This is a genomic window from Kocuria sp. SM24M-10, assembly GCF_001027955.1.
Classification (GTDB): Bacteria; Actinomycetota; Actinomycetes; order Actinomycetales; family Micrococcaceae; genus Kocuria; species Kocuria oceani.
In genome coordinates, this window is sequence record NZ_LDNX01000008.1 from 1 (window position 1) to 18363 (window position 18363).

Annotated in this window: 14 protein-coding genes and 1 pseudogene; 6 read left to right on the plus strand and 9 right to left on the minus strand. The window is 72.2% G+C overall.

Features of this window, described 5'->3' with window-relative positions; all coding sequences use genetic code 11:
- Positions 1-331, plus strand: a pseudogene (locus ABL57_RS00410) (lipoyl synthase); the annotation flags it as partial.
- A gap of 81 nt (positions 332-412) precedes the next feature.
- Complete coding sequence (locus ABL57_RS00415; protein ID WP_047801480.1) at positions 413-1210, plus strand: DUF4191 domain-containing protein; 798 nt, start codon at positions 413-415, stop codon at positions 1208-1210.
- A 67-nt stretch (positions 1211-1277) separates the two neighbouring features.
- Here ABL57_RS00415 and ABL57_RS00420 read toward each other — a convergent pair whose 3' ends face one another.
- On the minus strand, positions 1278-1724 hold the full coding sequence (locus ABL57_RS00420; protein WP_047801481.1) for an RDD family protein: 447 nt from the start codon (positions 1722-1724) through the stop codon (positions 1278-1280).
- Between the two features lie 194 nt (positions 1725-1918).
- Between ABL57_RS00420 and glnA (ABL57_RS00425) the strand changes: the two genes are divergently transcribed.
- Positions 1919-3343 (plus strand): type I glutamate--ammonia ligase, encoded by a 1425-nt coding sequence (gene glnA / locus ABL57_RS00425; protein WP_047801482.1) that lies wholly within the window; start codon positions 1919-1921, stop codon positions 3341-3343.
- 105 nt (positions 3344-3448) lie between these two features.
- On the opposite strand, the gene ABL57_RS00430 is transcribed toward glnA (ABL57_RS00425), so the two are convergent.
- Together ABL57_RS00430 and glnA (ABL57_RS00435) are read right to left on the minus strand one after the other, a co-directional pair.
- Positions 3449-6514: a bifunctional [glutamine synthetase] adenylyltransferase/[glutamine synthetase]-adenylyl-L-tyrosine phosphorylase gene (locus ABL57_RS00430; RefSeq protein WP_047801483.1), complete on the minus strand. Its 3066-nt coding sequence runs from the start codon at positions 6512-6514 to the stop codon at positions 3449-3451.
- 19 nt (positions 6515-6533) lie between these two features.
- On the minus strand, positions 6534-7874 hold the full coding sequence (gene glnA, locus ABL57_RS00435; RefSeq protein WP_047801484.1) for a type I glutamate--ammonia ligase: 1341 nt from the start codon (positions 7872-7874) through the stop codon (positions 6534-6536).
- Positions 7875-8019: 145 nt separating this feature from the next.
- On the opposite strand from glnA (ABL57_RS00435), the gene panB reads away from it, so the two are divergent.
- Positions 8020-8856 (plus strand): 3-methyl-2-oxobutanoate hydroxymethyltransferase, encoded by an 837-nt coding sequence (panB, locus tag ABL57_RS00440; RefSeq protein WP_047801485.1) that lies wholly within the window; start codon positions 8020-8022, stop codon positions 8854-8856.
- Positions 8857-8866: 10 nt separating this feature from the next.
- On the opposite strand, the gene ABL57_RS21590 is transcribed toward panB, so the two are convergent.
- The gene (locus ABL57_RS21590) at positions 8867-9043 is read right to left on the minus strand and encodes an SPOR domain-containing protein (protein ID WP_139318569.1); all 177 of its coding nucleotides are present in this window, start codon (positions 9041-9043) and stop codon (positions 8867-8869) included.
- 125 nt (positions 9044-9168) lie between these two features.
- On the opposite strand from ABL57_RS21590, the gene map reads away from it, so the two are divergent.
- Complete coding sequence (gene map, locus ABL57_RS00445; protein ID WP_047801486.1) at positions 9169-10062, plus strand: type I methionyl aminopeptidase; 894 nt, start codon at positions 9169-9171, stop codon at positions 10060-10062.
- Between the two features lie 44 nt (positions 10063-10106).
- Positions 10107-10919, plus strand: coding sequence for a polyphosphate--glucose phosphotransferase (gene ppgK / locus ABL57_RS00450; RefSeq protein WP_047801487.1), 813 nt, complete (start codon positions 10107-10109; stop codon positions 10917-10919).
- 210 nt (positions 10920-11129) lie between these two features.
- Here the strand turns inward: ppgK and nrdR are convergent, their stop codons facing one another.
- The 5 genes from nrdR to lspA all read right to left on the minus strand — a co-directional run bounded on the left by nrdR (position 11130) and on the right by lspA (position 18234).
- Positions 11130-11702 (minus strand): transcriptional regulator NrdR, encoded by a 573-nt coding sequence (nrdR, locus tag ABL57_RS00455; RefSeq protein ID WP_047801488.1) that lies wholly within the window; start codon positions 11700-11702, stop codon positions 11130-11132.
- A 7-nt stretch (positions 11703-11709) separates the two neighbouring features.
- The gene (hisD, locus tag ABL57_RS00460) at positions 11710-13056 is read right to left on the minus strand and encodes a histidinol dehydrogenase (protein WP_047801489.1); all 1347 of its coding nucleotides are present in this window, start codon (positions 13054-13056) and stop codon (positions 11710-11712) included.
- Between the two features lie 67 nt (positions 13057-13123).
- On the minus strand, positions 13124-16672 hold the full coding sequence (dnaE, locus tag ABL57_RS00465) for a DNA polymerase III subunit alpha (RefSeq protein ID WP_047801490.1): 3549 nt from the start codon (positions 16670-16672) through the stop codon (positions 13124-13126).
- Positions 16673-16727: 55 nt separating this feature from the next.
- Positions 16728-17675: an RluA family pseudouridine synthase gene (locus ABL57_RS00470; protein ID WP_047801491.1), complete on the minus strand. Its 948-nt coding sequence runs from the start codon at positions 17673-17675 to the stop codon at positions 16728-16730.
- On the minus strand, positions 17668-18234 hold the full coding sequence (lspA, locus tag ABL57_RS00475) for a signal peptidase II (RefSeq protein WP_047801492.1): 567 nt from the start codon (positions 18232-18234) through the stop codon (positions 17668-17670). Before lspA ends, ABL57_RS00470 begins: the two co-directional genes overlap by 8 nt.
- Positions 18235-18363: the final 129 nt, after the last annotated feature.

The following is an 18363-nucleotide window of genomic DNA, read 5'->3' on the forward strand; positions in this document are numbered from 1 at the left end:
CGAGGAGATCCACGAGGCCCTGTGCGACCTCCACGACGCCGGGTGCGACATCATCACGCTCACCCAGTACCTGCGCCCCTCCCCCCTCTTCCACCCCATCGACCGGTGGGTGAAGCCGGAGGAGTTCGTGGAGCTCTCCCGGATGGCCGAGGAGATCGGCTTCCTGGGCGTCATGGCGGGGCCGATGGTCCGGTCCTCGTACCGTGCCGGGCGGCTGTGGGCCCGGGCGATGGAGAAGTCCGGCCGCGAGATCCCCGCCCACCTGGCGCACATCGAGGACGAGGGCTCCGCCTCCCAGGAGGCGTCCTCCCTGGTGCAGCGCCTGCGCTGAGCCGGGTCAGGTCACGGCACCTCCCACCCGCTAAACTGGAGGACGGACCACTGCCACCGCACCACAGGACGAGGTCTCACCGTGTCACCTTCCCACGCCAAGTCGCGCCCCGCGTCGCGATCCACCTCCTCCGGGAAGCCCACGGGGAAGCCGAGCGGGAAGCCGACCCGGGCGCAGAGGCGCGAGGCGAAGAAACAGCGGAAGGCGGCCAAGGGCCCCGGCTTCCTCGGGCAGATCAAGCAGGTCTTCAAGATGACCCGCGAGGTCGAGCCCAACGTGGGCTGGTGGATGCTGCTGATCGGGCTCGGCGTGCTCCTGGTCTTCCTGCTCGTCGGCGCCCTGCTCGGCAACTGGATCACCGGGCTGCTCATCGGCCTGCCGTTCGCGCTGCTCTCCGCCTCGTTCTACCTGTCCCGGCGGGCCGAGCGCGCCGCGTTCGCCCGGATCGAGGACCAGCCCGGGGCCGCAGGGGCGGCCCTGTCCGCCCTGCGCCGCGGCTGGATCGTGGAGGAGCAGCCGGCCGCGATGGACCCGCGCACCCGCGACCTCGTCTTCCGCGCCATCGGCCGTCCCGGCGTGGTCCTCGTGACCGAGGGCCCCGCCGGCCGGGTCGACAAGATCGTCTCGAAGGAGCGCCGCCGGATCGGCCCCGTGATCCAGAACGTGCCCATCCACGTCATCAAGACCGGCAAGGGCGAGGGCCAGGTGCCCCTGCGCGAGCTGTCCAAGCAGATGAAGAAGCTCGACAAGAAGCTCACCCAGCAGGAGGTGCAGACGGTGCACAAGCGGATCAGCACGCTCGGCAACCGCCTGCCGATCCCCAAGGGCGTCGACCCGATGCGCGCCCGCCCGGACCGCAAGGCCATGCGCGGCCGCTGAGCCGACCGACGACGGAGCCCCCGCCTTCCCACGGAAGGCGGGGGCTCCGTCGTCGGGGCGGCACCGCTCAGCGGGTGCGGACGAGGATCGTGTCCGCGGCCCGGTCGTGCAGGCCGCGCTGGTCCGGGTCGAAGACCACGGGCGGGATCAGCAGGCACAGCAGCAGCGAGCGCACCACGGCCCGGGCGAACCCGGCCGGGCGCCCGTCCAGCGTCTGCACCTGCAGGCCCGTCACCCAGTGCCCCGGGGTGTGCCCGGTGGCCCCGACCAGCAGCACGTTGAGCAGGAGCAGCAGGGCGAGGGTCACGAGTCCGTGCCGGTTCCACTGCGGGGCCAGCCACGCGGCGAGCGCCCAGCACAGGTACCAGTCCAGGGCCAGGGCCACGAGCCGCCGCCCGAGCCGGCCCACCGAGCCCGGCCCGGCCGCCGGGCGCCCCAGGCGCTGCCCCGGGTACTGCCGGGGGCCGGTCCCCGGGCCCTCGAGCCAGGAGCCGACGTCACGTCTGTCGATCATCCCCCCAGGGTATCGGGGCGATCTCGCCTAGACTGACGCCAGACCGTGGCTCTCCCGGGCCGTGCCGTGTAACACCGAGGAAACACCCGGGACACGGAGCCTTAATGCCGGGTCCGTAGCGTTGACCCCGGAAAAGGACGCCGCACGAACGTCTCGGCACGGCGGTCCAGCCCATCTGAGAAGGGAAACAGCACATGTTCCAGACACCCGAGGAAGTCCTGGCGTACATCAAGGACGAGGAGATCGTCTTCGTCGACGTCCGGTTCACGGACATGCCCGGCGTGCAGCAGCACTTCAACCTCCCGGCCAAGTCGGTGGACGACGACTTCTTCGTGCACGGACAGCTGTTCGACGGCTCCTCCATCCGTGGCTTCCAGGGCATCGCCGAGTCGGACATGCAGCTGATCCCGGACCCGACCTCCGCGTTCGTGGACCCCTTCCGCGTGGAGAAGACCCTCGTGGTGACCTGCTCGATCGTGAACCCGCGCACCGGTGAGCCCTACCACCGCGACCCCCGCGGCGTCGCCGAGCGCGCCGAGGCCTACATGGCGTCCACCGGCATCGCCGACATCGCCAACTTCGCCTCCGAGGCCGAGTTCTTCATCTTCGAGGACGTCCGCTACGACGTCCAGCCGCAGGGCTCCTTCTACGCCATCGACTCCGACGAGGCCGCGTGGAACACCGGCCGCAAGGAGGAGGGCGGGAACCTGGGCAACAAGACCGCCACCAAGGGCGGCTACTTCCCGGTCTCCCCCGTGGACAAGCAGGCCGACCTGCGCGACGCGATGTGCGTCGCCCTGGACGAGGTCGGCCTCCAGGTCGAGCGCTCCCACCACGAGGTGGGCGGTCCCGGCCAGGCCGAGATCAACTACCGGTTCAACACCCTCACCAAGGCCGCCGACGACCTGCAGAAGTTCAAGTACGTCATCAAGAACACCGCGGACGCCTTCGGCAAGTCGGCCACGTTCATGCCCAAGCCGGTCTTCAACGACAACGGCTCCGGCATGCACTGCCACCAGTCGCTGTGGAAGGGCGGCGAGCCCCTCTTCTACGACGAGAAGGGCTATGCGGGCCTGTCCGACCTGGCCCGCTGGTACATCGGCGGTCTGCTCGAGCACTCCTCCGCCGTGCTCGCGTTCACCAACCCGACCGTGAACTCCTACCGCCGCCTGGTCAAGGGCTTCGAGGCCCCGGTCAACATGGTGTACTCGCAGGGCAACCGCTCCGCCGGCATCCGCATCCCGATCACGGGCACCAACCCGAAGGCCAAGCGCCTCGAGTTCCGCGCCCCGGACCCCTCGTGCAACCCGTACCTGGCGTTCGCCGCCCAGCTGATGGCGGGCCTGGACGGGATCCGCAACCGCATCGAGCCGGCCGACCCGATCGACAAGGACCTCTACGAGCTGCCCGCCGAGGAGGCCAAGGACATCAAGAAGGCCCCGGCCTCCCTGGAGGAGGCGCTGCTGGCCCTGGAGGAGGACCACGAGTTCCTGCTGGCCGGGGACGTCTTCACCGAGGACACCGTCCGGTCCTGGATCGAGTACAAGCGCGAGTTCGAGCTCAAGCCGCTCTCCGTGGTCCCGCACCCGCTGGAGTTCTCCCTGTACTACGGCGTCTGACTCCCGCGGCCCCCGAGTCGTCGGCGCAGGCCCACGGGAACGGCCCCGGACCCCTCGAAGGGGTCCGGGGCCGTTCCCGTGGGCGGGCTCCCGCGCGCGGGATGGTCAGTGCCCGTAGAAGATCCGCTCGAACACGGCGCGGGCCTTGCGGGTGGTCCGCAGGTAGTCCTCCTCCAGGAGGCGGGCGCCACCATGGCCGTATCCGCACCAGCGGGCCACCGCCTCGAGGTCCGCACGCTTCGAGGGCAGGGCGTCGGAGCGGCGCCCCGTGCGCAGCACGTTGCCGTTGCGCACCGCGGTGGCCAGGCGCCAGGCGGCGGCCAGGGCCGCGGCGTCCTCGGGAAGGACCAGCCCGTCCTCCTCCGCGGCGCGCAGGGCGCGCAGCGTGCTGGTGGTCCGCAGCCCGGGGACCCGGTGCGCGTGCTGCAGCTGCAGGGTCTGCACGAGCCACTCCACGTCCGAGAGCCCGCCCCGGCCCAGCTTCACGTGCCGGGACGGGTCCGCCCCGCGCGGCAGGCGCTCGTTCTCCACCCGCGCCTTCATCCGGCGGACCTCCAGCAGCTGCGCCTCGGTGAACTCGGCCGGATAGCGGCGGGGGTCGATCACCCGGCGGAACGCCTCGGCCAGGTCGTCGCTGCCGGCCACGGGCAGCGCCCGGGTGAGGGCCTGGAACTCCCACGTCTGGGCCCACCGGGCGTAGTACTCCGCGTAGGAGTCGACGGAGCGCACCATGGGCCCCTGCTTGCCCTCGGGGCGCAGGTCGTTGTCGATCTCCAGCACCCGCTCCGCCACGATGGGCGGGCTGCACGGCGCCTTGAGCAGCTGCACCATCCGCTGCAGCAGGGTCTCGGCCTGCTCCCGGGCGGCGGCCGGGTCCGCGTCCCCCACGGGACCGTAGACGTACATGACGTCGGCGTCCGAGCCGTAGCCGATCTCCCGCCCGCCCTGCCGCCCCATCGCGACGACCAGCACCTCGGCGACGCGGCCGGAGCGGTCGTAGACCTCGCGCTCTGCGGCGTGCAGGGCGCCCAGGATGCAGGCGCGGTCGATGTCGGACAGCGCCTCGGCGACCCGCTCGACGTCGAGCAGCCCGGACGTGTCCGCGAGCGCCACGCGCAGCTCCTCGCGGCGGCGGATCAGCCGGATCATCCGCATCGCCTCGCCCGAGTCGGGGTGCCGGGCCATCTGCGAGCGGATCTCGGTCCACAGGGTCTCGAAGGGGACGGGGCAGAGGTCGTCGTCCTGGCCGAGCCAGGCGGTCGCCTCCGGGGAGTTCTCCAGCAGGTCGGTGACGTAGCGGGAGCTGGACAGGATCTGGCACAGCCGCTCGGCCGCCGCGTTGGAGTCGCGCAGCAGCCGCAGGAACCAGGGGGTGGTGCCCAGGGACTCCGAGAGCCGCCGGAAGCCCAGCAGCCCGGCGTCGGCGTCCACCCCGTCGGCCAGCCAGGACAGGAGCACGGGCAGCAGGGTCCGCAGGATCTCGGCCCGCCGGCTCACCCCGCGGGTGAGGGCCTCGATGTGCCGCACGGCCGCCTTCGGGTCCCGGTAGCCCAGGGCGGCCAGCCGGTCCCGCACCGACTCCGGGGAGAGGCTGGTGTCGCTCTCGGGCAGGTGGGCCAGCGCGGCCAGCAGCGGCCGGTAGAAGATCCGCTCGTGCATCCCGCGCACGTTGCGCTTGACCCTGCGCCACTCCTCGAGCAGCGACTCCGCCGAGGGCCGGGCGGTGTCCGCGGCACCCCGCAGGGACCGGGCCACGGTCACCAGCTCCCGCTCGGCGCGCGGCATGAGGTGGGTGCGGCGCATGCGGTAGAGCTGGATCCGGTGCTCCAGCAGGCGCAGCCACCGGTAGTGCGCGGCGAACTGCTCGCTGTCGCGGCGGCCGATGTAGCCGCCCTCGGACAGCGCGCGCAGCGAGTCGGTGGTGGCCTGGGTGCGGACCCGCTCGTCCGTGCGCCCGTGCACGAGCTGCAGCAGCTGGACGGTGAACTCGACGTCGCGCAGACCGCCGGGGCCCAGCTTGATCTGCCGCTCGGCCTCGGCGTCGGGGATGTTGTCGGTGACCCGGCGCCGCATGGCCTGCACGGACTCCACGAAGCCCTCGCGCGCGGCGCTGCGCCAGACGTGCGGCTCGATCGCCTCCCGGTAGGCCTGGCCCAGCTGCGGGTCCCCCGCGATGGGGCGGGCCTTGAGCAGGGCCTGGAACTCCCAGGACTCCGCCCAGCGCTCGTAGTAGCGCACGTGGGACTCCAGGGTGCGCACCAGCGGCCCGTCCTTGCCCTCGGGGCGCAGGTTGGCGTCCACCTCCCACAGCGGCGGTTCTCCCGCGCGCGCCATGATCGCCCGGGCGGTGCCCGTGGCGAGGGCGGTGGCGATGCTCGTCGCCTCCGTGCCGTCGGGCCCGTCCTCCTCGGGCCCGGCGTCCACGGCCATGACGTGGACCACGTCGACGTCGGAGATGTAGTTGAGCTCCCGTGCCCCGCACTTGCCCATCCCGATCACGGCCAGCCGCACCCGGTCCACGAGCTCGGGGGCCCAGGTCCGTGCCGCCTCGGCCCGGGAGACGGCCAGCGCCGCCTCGAGCGCGGCGGCGGCGAGGTCGGCCAGCTGCCGGCCCACCGCCGGCATGTGGTCGGCCGGATAGAGGGCCCCGACGTCGCGGATCGCGATGCGGGTCAGCTCCCTGCGGTAGGCGACGCGCAGGGCGGTGTAGGCGTCGTCGCCGGTGTCCCCGGCCACCGGGGTCCGGGCCGCGGGGTCGGCGCCCACCGCGCGCAGCAGCGCGGTGCGGAACTGCTCCGCGGGGATCTCCTCCGGCTCGGCGGCGGCCGGCTCCGCGAGCAGGTCGAGGTGCTCGGGCCGGCGCAGCAGGAACTCGCCCAGCGCCTCGGAGGCCCCCAGCAGCCGGAACAGGGTCTCGGAGGCCTCCGGGCCGGCGTTGATCCGCTCGGCCAGCTGGGGCGAGCCCTCCAGCAGACGGACCGTCAGCTGCAGGGCGACGTCGGGCGAGGCGGCCAGCGCCAGGCCCTCCAGCAGCCGGTCCTGGTCCACCGGGGAGAGCTCCGGGAACCCCAGCCAGCGCTGGGCGTTGGCCGTGTCCGCGAAGCCGAGCTTGATGAGCCGGCCGGAGGCGACGGGGTCCGTGGCGGAGGCGGACTGGGGAGGGTGGGTCATGGCGCGCTCCGTCCCGGGCTCAGAGGATGCCGAGGTTGTTCTTGAGCTCGAAGGGGGTGACCACGCGACGGTAGTCGTTCCAGTCCCGGCGCTTGTTGCGCAGGAAGTAGTCGTAGACCTGCTCCCCGAGCAGCTCGGCCATGAACTCCGACTCCTCCGTCTCCCGGATGGCGTCGTAGAGGCTCGAGGGCAGCGGGTTGTGCCCCAGGGCGCGGCGCTCGGCGGAGCTCATCGCGGCGACGTCGTCCAGTTCCACGGGCGGGAGGTCGTACTCGTTCTCGATGCCCTGCAGTCCCGCCGCGAGCAGCGCGGCGTAGGACAGGTACGGATTGGTCGCGGAGTCGATGCCGCGGTACTCGATCCGCGCGGCCTGCACCTTGTCCGGCTTGGACAGCGGCACCCGCACGAGGGCGGAGCGGTTGTTGTGCCCCCAGGAGAGGTAGGAGGGTGCCTCTCCCCCGCCCCAGAGCCGCTTGTAGGAGTTCACGAACTGGTTGGTCACCGAGGTGAACTCCGGGGCGTGCCGGAGGATGCCGGCGATGAAGTGCCGGGCCGTGCGGGAGAGCCGGAACTCGGAGCCGCCGTCGAAGAAGGCGTTGGTGTCCCCCTCGAAGAGGGAGAAGTGGGTGTGCATGCCCGAGCCGGGGTGCTCCGTGAAGGGCTTCGGCATGAAGGTGGCGTACAGCCCCTGGGCCAGCGCCACCTCCTTGATCACGGTGCGGAACGTCATGATGTTGTCGGCCGTCTGCAGGGCGTCGGCGTAGCGTAGGTCGATCTCGTTCTGCCCCGGGCCGGCCTCGTGGTGGGAGAACTCCACGGAGATCCCCACGGCCTCGAGCATGTTGACGGCCTTGCGCCGGAAGTCCTGCACGACGCCGCCGGGCACGTGGTCGAAGTAGCCCTCGTGGTCGACCGGCACCGGCTGGCCCTCGGCGTCGAGGTCCGCGGACTTCAGCAGGTAGAACTCGATCTCCGGGGCGGTGTAGCAGGTGAAGCCCATGTCGGAGGCCTTCTCCAGGACCCGCTTGAGCACCCCCCGCGGGTCCGAGGAGGCGGGCTCCCCGTCCGGGGTGAGGATGTTGCAGAACATCCGCGCGGTGGGCTCGGTCTCCCCGCGCCAGGGCAGGATCTGGAACGTGGAGGGGTCGGGCTGCAGGAGCATGTCCGCCTCGGAGACGCGGGAGAGGCCCTCGATCGAGGACCCGTCGAAGCCGAGCCCCTCCTCGAAGGCGGCCTCCACCTCGGCCGGGGCCAGCGCCACCGACTTGAGGCTGCCGACCACGTCCGTGAACCACATCCGCACGAAGCGCACGTCCCGCTCCTCGATGGTCCTGAGGACGAACTCCTGCTGACGGTCCATGGCTGTGTTCCTCGTCTTCCTGCCCGCGGCCGGGGCCGCGGGCGTGTGCCGTGCCGACACGGGCACGCCTGCTGTCCAGGCCACTCTAACGCGCCCGCCCGGGCCCTCCGCCGGGCGCGCGGAGCCCGCCGGTTAGGCTGGGGCCATGACCCAGGAGACCACCCGCCCGGAGCCGGGCGCGCTCGACGTGCGCCGGGTGCGCACCCACCACCTGCGCGAGGCCAAGCGCCGCGGCGAGAAGTTCACCATGCTCACGAGCTACGACGCGCTCACGGCGGCGATCTTCGACGCCGCCGGCGTCGACACGCTGCTCGTCGGGGACTCCGCGGGCAACAACGTCCTGGGCTACGCCACCACCCTGCCGGTGACCGTGGACGAGCTGCTGCCGCTGTGCCGTGCCGTGTCCGGTGCCGCCGAGCGCGCGTTCGTCGTCGCCGACCTGCCCTTCGGCTCCTACGAGGCCTCCCCGGAACAGGCGGTGACCACCGCGGTGCGCTTCCTCAAGGAGGGCGGGGCGCACGCGGTGAAGCTGGAGGGCGGGGCCTGGTTCGCGCCGCACGTGCGGGCCATGGTCCAGGCCGGGGTGCCGGTCGTGGCGCACCTGGGCTTCACGCCGCAGAGCGAGCACGCCCTGGGCGGCTACCGGGTGCAGGGCCGCGGCGACGCCGCGCAGGCCCTGGTCGAGGACGCCCGCGCCCTCGAGTCCGCCGGGGCCTTCTGCCTGGTCCTGGAGATGGTGCCGGCCGAGGCCGCCCGCGCCGTGGACGCCGCCGTGGACATCCCCACCGTGGGGATCGGCGCCGGGTCCGGGACCACCGGCCAGGTGCTGGTGTGGCAGGACATGCTGGGGCTGCGCCCCGGACGGATGCCCCGTTTCGTGCAGCAGTACGCGGACCTCCACGGGGTGGTCACCGACGCCGTGAGCCGCTACGTCCGGGACGTGCGCACCGGGGCCTTCCCCGGGCCCGAGCACAGCTTCTGAGCCGCGGCGCTCACCCCTCGTCGAAGGCGCGGTCCTCCTCGTCCCACTTCCGGGTGCGCTCCGCCGCGAGCTTCAGGGCGTTCTGCGCCTCCTGGCGCGTGGCGTAGGGACCGAGCAGCTTGCGATAGTCCGACTGCGGGCCCTCCTCGACCTCGTGGGTGTAGACGTTGAACCAGAACTCGCTCATGACCTCTCCTTCCCCGGGCCGCCGGGGCCACCTCGACCGGACCGGCCGGGCACCCGGCGCGTTAGGGTAGATCCTAGGCCCCGACGGGGCCGGCAGACCCGAAGAACCAGGAGGACCAGACCCCCGTGCTCTCGCACAACCTCACCGCTCCCGGCGGCACCGCCCCCGTCGGCGCCCTCGCTCCCGGGTCCCTGAGCCCCCGGCGTCCCGTCCCGGCGTCCATCCCGCGGCCCGAGTACGTCGGCCGGGCCGAGCCCGACGAGGGCCGGGGCGGGAACGTCTACCCGCCCGAGGAGGTCGAGCTGATCCGGGAGGCGGGCCGGATCGCGGCCCGCGCCCTGCAGGAGGCCGGCCGGGCCGCCGTGCCCGGCGCCACCACCGACGACCTGGACCGGATCGCCCACGAGTACCTGTGCGACCACGGCGCCTATCCGTCCTGCCTGGGCTACCGGGGTTTCCCGAAGTCCATCTGCACGTCCCTCAACGAGGTGATCTGCCACGGCATCCCCGACTCCACGGTGCTGGAGGAGGGCGACATCATCAATCTCGACGTCACGGCCTACAAGAACGGCTTCCACGGCGACACGAACCGGATGTTCCTGGTGGGCGAGGTCGACGAGCAGTCCCGCCTGCTCGTCGAGCGCACCGAGGAGGCGCTGACCCGGGCCGTCAACGCCGTCCGGCCCGGCCGCGAGATCAACGTCATCGGCCGGGTGATCGAGAAGTACGCCCGGCGCTTCGGCTACGGCGTGGTCCGCGACTTCACCGGCCACGGCGTGGGCCGGGAGTTCCACTCCGGGCTCATCGTCCCGCACTACGACGCCGCCCCGTCCTACGCCACCCTCATGGTGCCCGGCATGGTCTTCACGATCGAGCCCATGCTGACCCTCGGCACGATCCACTGGGAGCAGTGGGACGACGACTGGACGGTCACCACCAGGGACCGGATGCGCACCGCGCAGTTCGAGCACACGCTGGCCGTGACGGAGGACGGCGTGGACGTGCTGACCCTGCCGTAGACTGCGCACTGATCATCCGACCACGGCCCCGGGAGGACCGCCCCATGACCACACCAGATCGCACCGTCGCGGACGTCCCGCACCGGCGAGTCATCGGTATCGACTTCGGCGGCACCGGGACCAAGGGCGGCATCGTCGACCTGGACACCGGTGAGCTCGTCGGCGAGCGCTTCCGCATCCCCACCCCGCGCCCGGCCACGCCGGAGAAGGTGGCGGAGGTCGTGCAGCAGATCGTGGCGGAGCTGCAGTCCCGCCCCGAGGCCCCGGCGCCGGACTCGCCGGTGGGCATCGTCTTCCCGGCGATCATCAAGGACGGGGTGGCCCTGTCCGCGGCGAACATCGACAAGTCCTGGATCGGCACGGACGTGGACGCGCTGATGACGGAGCGGCTGGGGCGGCCGGTCGAGGCGCTCAACGACGCCGACGCCGCGGGCCTGGCCGAGGCGGTCTACGGGGCCGGGCGCGGGGTGAAGGGCCTGGTCATCGTGATCACCCTGGGCACCGGCATCGGTTCGGCCCTGATCCTCAACGGCAAGCTGGTGCCCAACGCCGAGCTCGGCCACCTGGAGATCGACGGCCACGACGCCGAGACGAAGGCCTCCGCGGCGGCGCGCGAGCGCGAGGACATGCCCTGGAAGAAGTGGGCGACCACGCGGCTGCAGCGCTACTTCAGCCACGTCGAGTTCCTGTTCACCCCGAGCCTGTTCGTCGTGGGCGGCGGGGTGTCGAAGAAGGCGGACAAGTTCCTGCCCTTCCTGGAGCTGCGCACGCCGGTGAAGGTCGCCGAGCTGCGCAACAACGCGGGCATCGTGGGGGCGGCCCTGTGGGCGGGCATCCCGCACGACACCGAGGACTGACCCCGGCGCCTGCGCCGGACGACGACGCCCGGACACCTCCTCGCGGAGATGTCCGGGCGTCGTCGTGTGCCGCGGGCACGAAAAAACCCGCCGGGGGCCGCGGCTTCCCCTCCGCAGCCCCCGGCGGGAGCTTGTTACGTTCCTTACTCTACGACCCTCCTCCGGCCTGCGGCAAGGGACACGCCGGGACGTGTCGCCGCGGTGCGGCGCTCACAGCAGCCGGGGCTGGGACACGCCGTCGAGGCTCCGGGGCCGGGCCCGGCGGCCGGAGCGCTTCTTCGCCCCGGCACCGGCGGGCTCCACCGCGGCGGGGATGGTCTGCTGGCCGGACTGCTCGGCCTGCTGCTGCCGCAGCAGGTCGATGGCCTCCTCGAAGTCGCCGAGGCCGTCGAAGGCCTGGTAGACGCTCGCGAAGCGGAGGTAGGCCACCACGTCCAGGCGGCGCAGCGGGGCCAGGATCGCCAGTCCCACCTCGTGGGCCTCGATCTCCGCGGCGCCCAGGGCACGGATCGTCTCCTCGACCTCCTGGGCGAGCATCGCGAGGTCGTCCTCGCTCACCGGCCGCCCCTGGCAGGCCTTGCGCACCCCGTTGACGATCTTCTGCCGGTCGAAGGGCTCGGTGACGCCCGAGCGCTTGATCACGGAGATCGTGGTCGTCTCGAGCGTGGTGAACCGGCGGCCGCACTCGGAGCACTGGCGGCGGCGGCGGATCGCCGTCCCGTCGTCCGTGGTGCGGCTGTCCACGACGCGGGAGTCGGTGTGGCGGCAGAACGGGCAGTGCACGGTCGGATCAGCCCCCGGTGCGGATCGTGATGGCCGCGCCGTGCGCGGGGAGGTCCTCGGAGTCGGCCAGGGCCACGATGTCCGCGCCGATCTCGGCGAGGGCCTCCCGGGAGTACTCCACGACCTGCACGGCCTTCAGGAAGGAGGTGGTGGACAGGCCCTGCGCGTGCACGGCCGTGCCCCCGGTGGGGAGCACGTGGTTGGACCCGGCGGCGTAGTCGCCCAGCGGGACGGGGCTGTACGGGCCCACGAAGATGGCCCCGGCGTTGCGCACCCGGGCGGCGACCTCCTGCGGGGCGGTGGTGTGGATCTCGAGGTGCTCGGCGGCGTAGGCGTCGGCCACCGCGATCGAGGCGTCGAGGTCGTCGGTGAGCACCGCCCCGGACTGCGGTCCGGACAGCGCGGTGGCGACCCGCTCGCGGTGCCGGGTGCGGGGCACCTGCACGGCGAGCTCCGCCGCGACGCGCTCGGCCAGGGCCGGCGAGTGGGTGATCAGCACGGACCCGGCGGCGGGGTCGTGCTCGGCCTGGGAGATGAGGTCGGCGGCGACGTAGGCGGGGTTCGCGGTGTCGTCGGCCAGCACGGCGATCTCGGTGGTCCCCGCCTCCGCGTCCACGCCCACCACGGAGCGCAGCAGCCGCTTGGCCGTGGCCACGTAGACGTTGCCGGGGCCGGTGACGGTGTCCACGGGCTCCAGCACGTCCTCGCCGTCGACCACGCCGTGGGCCATGGCCGCGAGGGACTGGGCCCCGCCGACGGCCCAGACCTCGTCCACCCCGAGGAGACCGGCCGCGGCGAGGATCGTGGGGTGCGGCAGGCCGCCGAACTCCCGCTGCGGCGGGCTGCACAGGACGATCGAGCCGACCCCGGCCGCCTGGGCCGGGACGACGTTCATGACCACCGACGAGGGGTAGACGGCCAGTCCGCCCGGGACGTAGAGACCGGCCCGGCGGATGGGGGTCCAGCGCTGGACCAGGACGGCGCCGGGAGCGACCTCGAGGCGGGCGTCGGCGGGGCGCTGGGCCGCCGCGAACGCCCGGGTGCGCTGGATCGCCGTCTGCAGGCCGCGGCGCACCGCGGGGTCCAGTGCGTCGACCGCCCGCCGGATCTCGGCGGGGTCCACGCGCAGCCGCTGCTGCTCCACGCCGTCGAAGCGCCGGGCGTAGCGGCGCAGGGCGGCGGCGCCCTCCGCGCGGACGGCGGCGATGATCTCCTCCACGGCCTGCTCGGCGGAGGCCAGGGAGGAGGTGCTCTGCCGGGGCACGGCCGCGCGCAGCTCGGCCCAGGACAGCTGCCGGCCGCGGAGGTCGATCGTGCGCAGGGCGGGAGTCGTGGTGGTCTCAGCAGTAGTCACGTGTCCATGGTATTCCACCGCACCACCGCCGGCGGGGCCCGGGTCTTGCGCTCCGCGGCCGGCTCGGCTAGACCTCCAGGCAGGTGGGCCCGAGCAGCACCTTCAGGTCCCCGAACAGGGCCGGGGAGGGGTTCACCCGCAGGTCCGGGCCCAGCCGCAGGATCTGCACCTTCTGCCGGGTCTCGAGGTGGATGCGCACCTCGGAGTCCCCGCGGTGGTTGCGCAGCACCGCCCCGATCTCCTGCACGGTGGCCTCGGTGGCCCGGAACTCGGGCAGCGCGATCAGCACCGGCCCGTTGTGCCCGTCCGCGGAGAGCTCCGGCACGGTCAGCTCCTGGGCCGAGATGGTCACCGACCCGTCGTCCCGGCGCTGCAGCCGGCCCTTGATCACGCAGATCAGGTCCTCGGCCAGCACCCCGGCGATGGGGGCGTAGGCCTTGCCGAAGAACATGATCTCGATCGAGCCGGTCCGGTCCTCGAGCTCCACCCGGGCGTAGGCGTTGCCGGAGGTCTTGGCGATCCGCCGGGACAGGGAGGTGATCATGCCCGCGACCGTGACGACCGCGCCGTCGGGCCGGCCGTCCTCCCCCAGCAGCGGCTGGATCGAGGTGTCGGCGTACTGCCCCAGGGCCTCGTCGAGCCCGCGCAGCGGGTGGTCGGACACGTACAGGCCCAGCATCTCGCGCTCGAAGGCCAGCAGGTCCTTGCGCTCCCACTCGGGGACGTCGGGCACCGCCACGGTCAGGGAGGTGGTGGGGTCCTCCTCGTCCAGGCCCATCCCGCCGAAGAGGTCGAACTGCCCGGCCGCCTCCTGGCGCTTGACGGCCACCGTGGCGTCCACGGCCTCCTCGTGGCACATCACGAGGCCCCGCCGGGTGTGGCCCAGGCGGTCGAACGCGCCGGCCTTCACGAGGGACTCGATGGTGCGCTTGTTGCACACCACCGCTGGCACCTTGGCGAGGAAGTCGTTGAAGGAGGTGAAGGCCCCGTGCTCCTCCCGGGCCTCGACCATGGCGCCGACCACGTTGGCCCCCACGTTGCGCACCGCGCCCATGCCGAAGCGGATGTCGGTGCCCACCGGGGTGAAGTTCAGCGCGGACTCGTTGACGTCCGGGGGCAGCACGGTGATGCCCATCCGGCGGCACTCGGTGAGGTAGAGGGCCAGCTTGTCCTTGTCGTCGCCCACCGAGGTGAGCAGCGCGGCCATGTACTCGGCCGGGTAGTGCGCCTTGAGGTAGGCCGTCCAGTAGGAGACGAGGCCGTAGGCCGCGGAGTGGGCCTTGTTGAAGGCGTAGTCGGAGAACGGCAGCAGGATGTCCCACAGGGCCTTGATCGCTCCCTCCGAGTAGCCGCGCTCCGCCATGCCCCCGTGGAAGCCCTCGTACTGCTTGTCCAGCTCGGACTTCTTCTTCTTGCCCATGGCGCGGCGCAGGATGTCGGCCTGGCCCAGGGAGAAGCCGGCCACCTTCTGGGCGATCGCCATGACCTGCTCCTGGTAGACGATCAGCCCGTAGGTGGTGTTGAGGATCTCGGCGAGCGGCTCCTCGAGCTCGGGGTGGATCGGGGTGATCTCCTGCTGGCCGGTCTTGCGCAGCGCGTAGTTGGTGTGCGAGTTCGCGCCCATCGGACCGGGCCGGTAGAGGGCGATCACGGCGGAGATGTCCTCGAAGTTGTCCGGGCGCATGAGCTTGAGCAGCTGGCGCATGGGCCCGCCGTCGAGCTGGAACACCCCGAGGGTGTCGCCGCGGGCCAGCAGCTCGTAGGACTCGGCGTCCTCGAGGCCGAGGTGCTCGAGGTCCAGGACGAAGCCGTCCTGGTTGAGCGTGATGTTCTCCAGGGCGTCGGAGATGATGGTGAGGTTGCGCAGGCCCAGGAAGTCCATCTTGATCAGCCCCAGCCCCTCGCACGTGGGGTAGTCGAACTGGGTGATCACCTGGCCGTCCTGCTCGCGGCGCATGATCGGGATGATGTCGATCAGCGGGTGCGAGGACATGATCACGCCCGCCGCGTGCACCCCCCACTGCCGTTTGAGGCCCTCGAGCCCCTCGGCGGTCTCGAAGATCTTCTTCGCCTCGGGGTCCTGGGCGAGGACCTCGCGCAGCTCGTCCGCCTCCCCGTGGCGCTTGGCGGACTCGTCGTAGACGTCCTTGAGGGAGATGCCCTTGCCCATCACGTCCGGCGGCATGGCCTTGGTCAGCTTCTCCCCCATGGAGAACGGGTAGCCCAGCACGCGGGAGGAGTCCTTCAGGGCCTGCTTGGCCTTGATGGTGCCGTAGGTGACGATCATGGCCACGCGCTCGTCGCCGTACTTCTCGGTGACGTAGTGGATGACCTCCGAGCGGCGGCGGTCGTCGAAGTCGACGTCGAAGTCGGGCATGGACACGCGGTCAGGGTTGAGGAAGCGCTCGAAGATCAGCCCGTGCTGGAGCGGGTTCAGCTCGGTGATGCGCATGGCGTAGGCGACCATGGACCCGGCCCCGGAGCCGCGGCCCGGGCCCACGCGGATCCCGTTGTTCTTCGCCCAGTTGATGAAGTCGGCCACCACCAGGAAGTACCCGGGGAAGCCCATCTGCAGGATGATGCCCTTCTCGTAGTCCGCCTGGCGCTGGACGTCCTCGGGGATCCCGCCCGGGAAGCGGTGGTGCAGGCCCTTCTGGACCTCCTCCACGAACCAGGACTCCTCGTCGTGGCCCTCCGGGGTCGGGAAGCGGGGCATGTAGTTGGCGGAGGTGTCGAACTCCACGTGGCACCGCTCGGCGATCTCGAGGGTGTTGTCGCAGGCCTCCGGGAAGTCGCGGAAGAGCTCGCGCATCTCGGCCGGGGACTTCAGGTAGAACTCGTCCGCGTCGAACTTGAACCGCTTGGGGTCGGCCAGGGACGAGCCCGACTGCACGCACAGCAGCGCCGCGTGGGACTTCGCGTCCTCGGCGTGGGTGTAGTGCAGGTCGTTGGTGGCCACCAGCGGCAGCTGCAGGTCCTTGGCCAGCTTGAGCAGGTCGCTCGTGACGTTCTTCTCGATCGCGAGGCCGTGGTCCATGAGCTCGCAGTAGAAGTTCTCGGCCCCGAAGATGTCGCGGAACTCCGCGGCGGCCTGCCGGGCCTCCTGGTACTGGCCCAGGCGCAGCCGGGTCTGGATCTCCCCGGAGGGGCAGCCCGTGGTGGCGATCAGGCCCTTGCCGTAGGTGCTCAGCAGCTCCCGGTCCATGCGCGGCTTGTACAGCTGGCCCTCGAGGGAGGCCAGGGAGGAGGCCCGGAACAGGTTCTGCATGCCCTGCGTCGTCTCCGCCAGCAGGGTCATGTGCGTGTAGGCGCCGCCGCCGGAGACGTCGTCGCGGCCGCCGTCGGCGAACTTCACGCGGGTGCGGTCCGAGCGGGCGGTGCCCGGGGTGAGGTAGGCCTCCACCCCGATGATCGGCTTGATCCCCGCGTTGCGGGCCTTGTTCCAGAAGTCGAAGGCGCCGAAGACGAAGCCGTGGTCGGTGGTCGCGAGGGAGGACATCCCCATCTCGTGACAGGCCTCGAAGAGGTCGTCGAGCCGTGCCGCACCGTCGAGCATGGAGTACTCGGTGTGCACGTGCAGGTGGGTGAAGCTGTTCTTGCCGGATGCCGTCGTCACCCGACCAGTGTAGTCGCCCCCGCCGACCGCTCCGCCGCGCCGGGGGCCCGCCGGATCAGGCCGGCCCACCGTCCCGGAGGGTCTCCAGGGCGAAGGCGAGATCCGGCGGATAGGGGCTGTCGAACTCGACCGGCTCCCCCGTGCCGGGGTGCTCGAAGCCGAGCCCCTTGGCGTGCAGCCACTGCCGGGTCAGCCCCAGTCCGGCCGACAGCGCCGGGTCCGCCCCGTAGGTCAGGTCCCCGCAGCAGGGGTGGCGCAGCGCGGAGAAGTGCACCCGGATCTGGTGGGTGCGCCCGGTCTCCAGGTGCACCTCCACCAGGGCCGCGCGCCCGAAGGCCTCCAGCACCTCGTAGTGGGTGACCGACGCGCGCCCGCCCTCGACCACGGCGAAGCGCCAGTCGTAGCCGGGGTGCCGCCCGATCGGGGCGTCGACGGTCCCGCGCAACGGGTCCGGCAGGCCCTGGACCACGGTGTGGTAGACCTTCGTGACCGTCCGCTCCTTGAACGCCCGCTTGAGCGCGGTGTACGCCCGCTCGGTGCGGGCCACGACCATCAGCCCGGACGTGCCGACGTCCAGCCGGTGCACCACGCCCTGCCGCTCCGGCGCCCCGGAGGTGCTCACGCCCACACCGGCCCCGGCCAGGGCGCCCACCACGGTGGGGCCCTTCCAGCCCGGCGACGGGTGCGCGGCCACCCCCGCCGGCTTGTCGATCACCACGATGTCGTCGTCCAGGTGGACCACCCGGAAGTCCTCGACCAGCTGCGGCACGATCCGGGACGGGTCCTCCGGCACGGGCACCTGCACCGTGAGCGTCTGGGCCGCCTCCACCCTGAAGGACTTGGGGACCGGGCGGTCGCGGTGCAGCACCCGCCCCTCCGCGCACAGGGTGGCGGCCGCGGAACGGGACAGGCCCGCGAGCGCGGCGACCGCCGCGTCCGCGCGCTGGCCCTCCAGCTCGGGCGGCACGGTGAAGCGCTCGGTGGTGTGCTCCGGCTCAGCCACGGGAGCCCTCCTCCTCCGGTACGGTGCGGTCCGCGGTCCGGGTACCGTCGAGCTCCCGGCCGAGCAGGGTCAGGAGCACCACCAGGCCCACGCCCACCACGACCCCGCAGTCGGCGATGTTGAAGATCGCGAAGCGCGGCACGGCGATGAAGTCCACCACGTGGCCCACCGCGAAGCCCGGCTCCCGCAGGAGGCGGTCGGTGAGGTTGCCGAGGGCCCCGCCGAGGACCAGCCCCAGGGCCAGCGCCCACCCGGCCGAGCGCACCCGTCGCAGGGTCAGCACGATGACCACGGAGACGACCGCCATGACCACGGTGAACAGCCAGGTCACGTTCTCGCCCAGGGAGAACGCCGCCCCGGGGTTGCGGATGAACTGCCACCACAGCAGGCCCTCGACCACCGGGGTCCGCTGGCCGAGCGCCATGGTGCTCACCACCCACCACTTGGTGAGCTGGTCCAGGACGTAGACCAGCAGCGCGGCGCCCGCGGCCAGGAGCAGCACGCGGCGCCGGCCCGCCCCGCCGGTGGTGCCCGCGGGGGCTTCGGGGTGCTCGCTCATGCTCTCCTCGGGAGGGGTCGGGGGGCGGGGCCGGACGGCCGGGCCCGGGTCCATGGTGCCACGTCGGCCGGGGCGGGCGCGGAGCGGGGACCCCGACGGAGGGACCGGCCGCGCGGCCGGTCCCTCCGT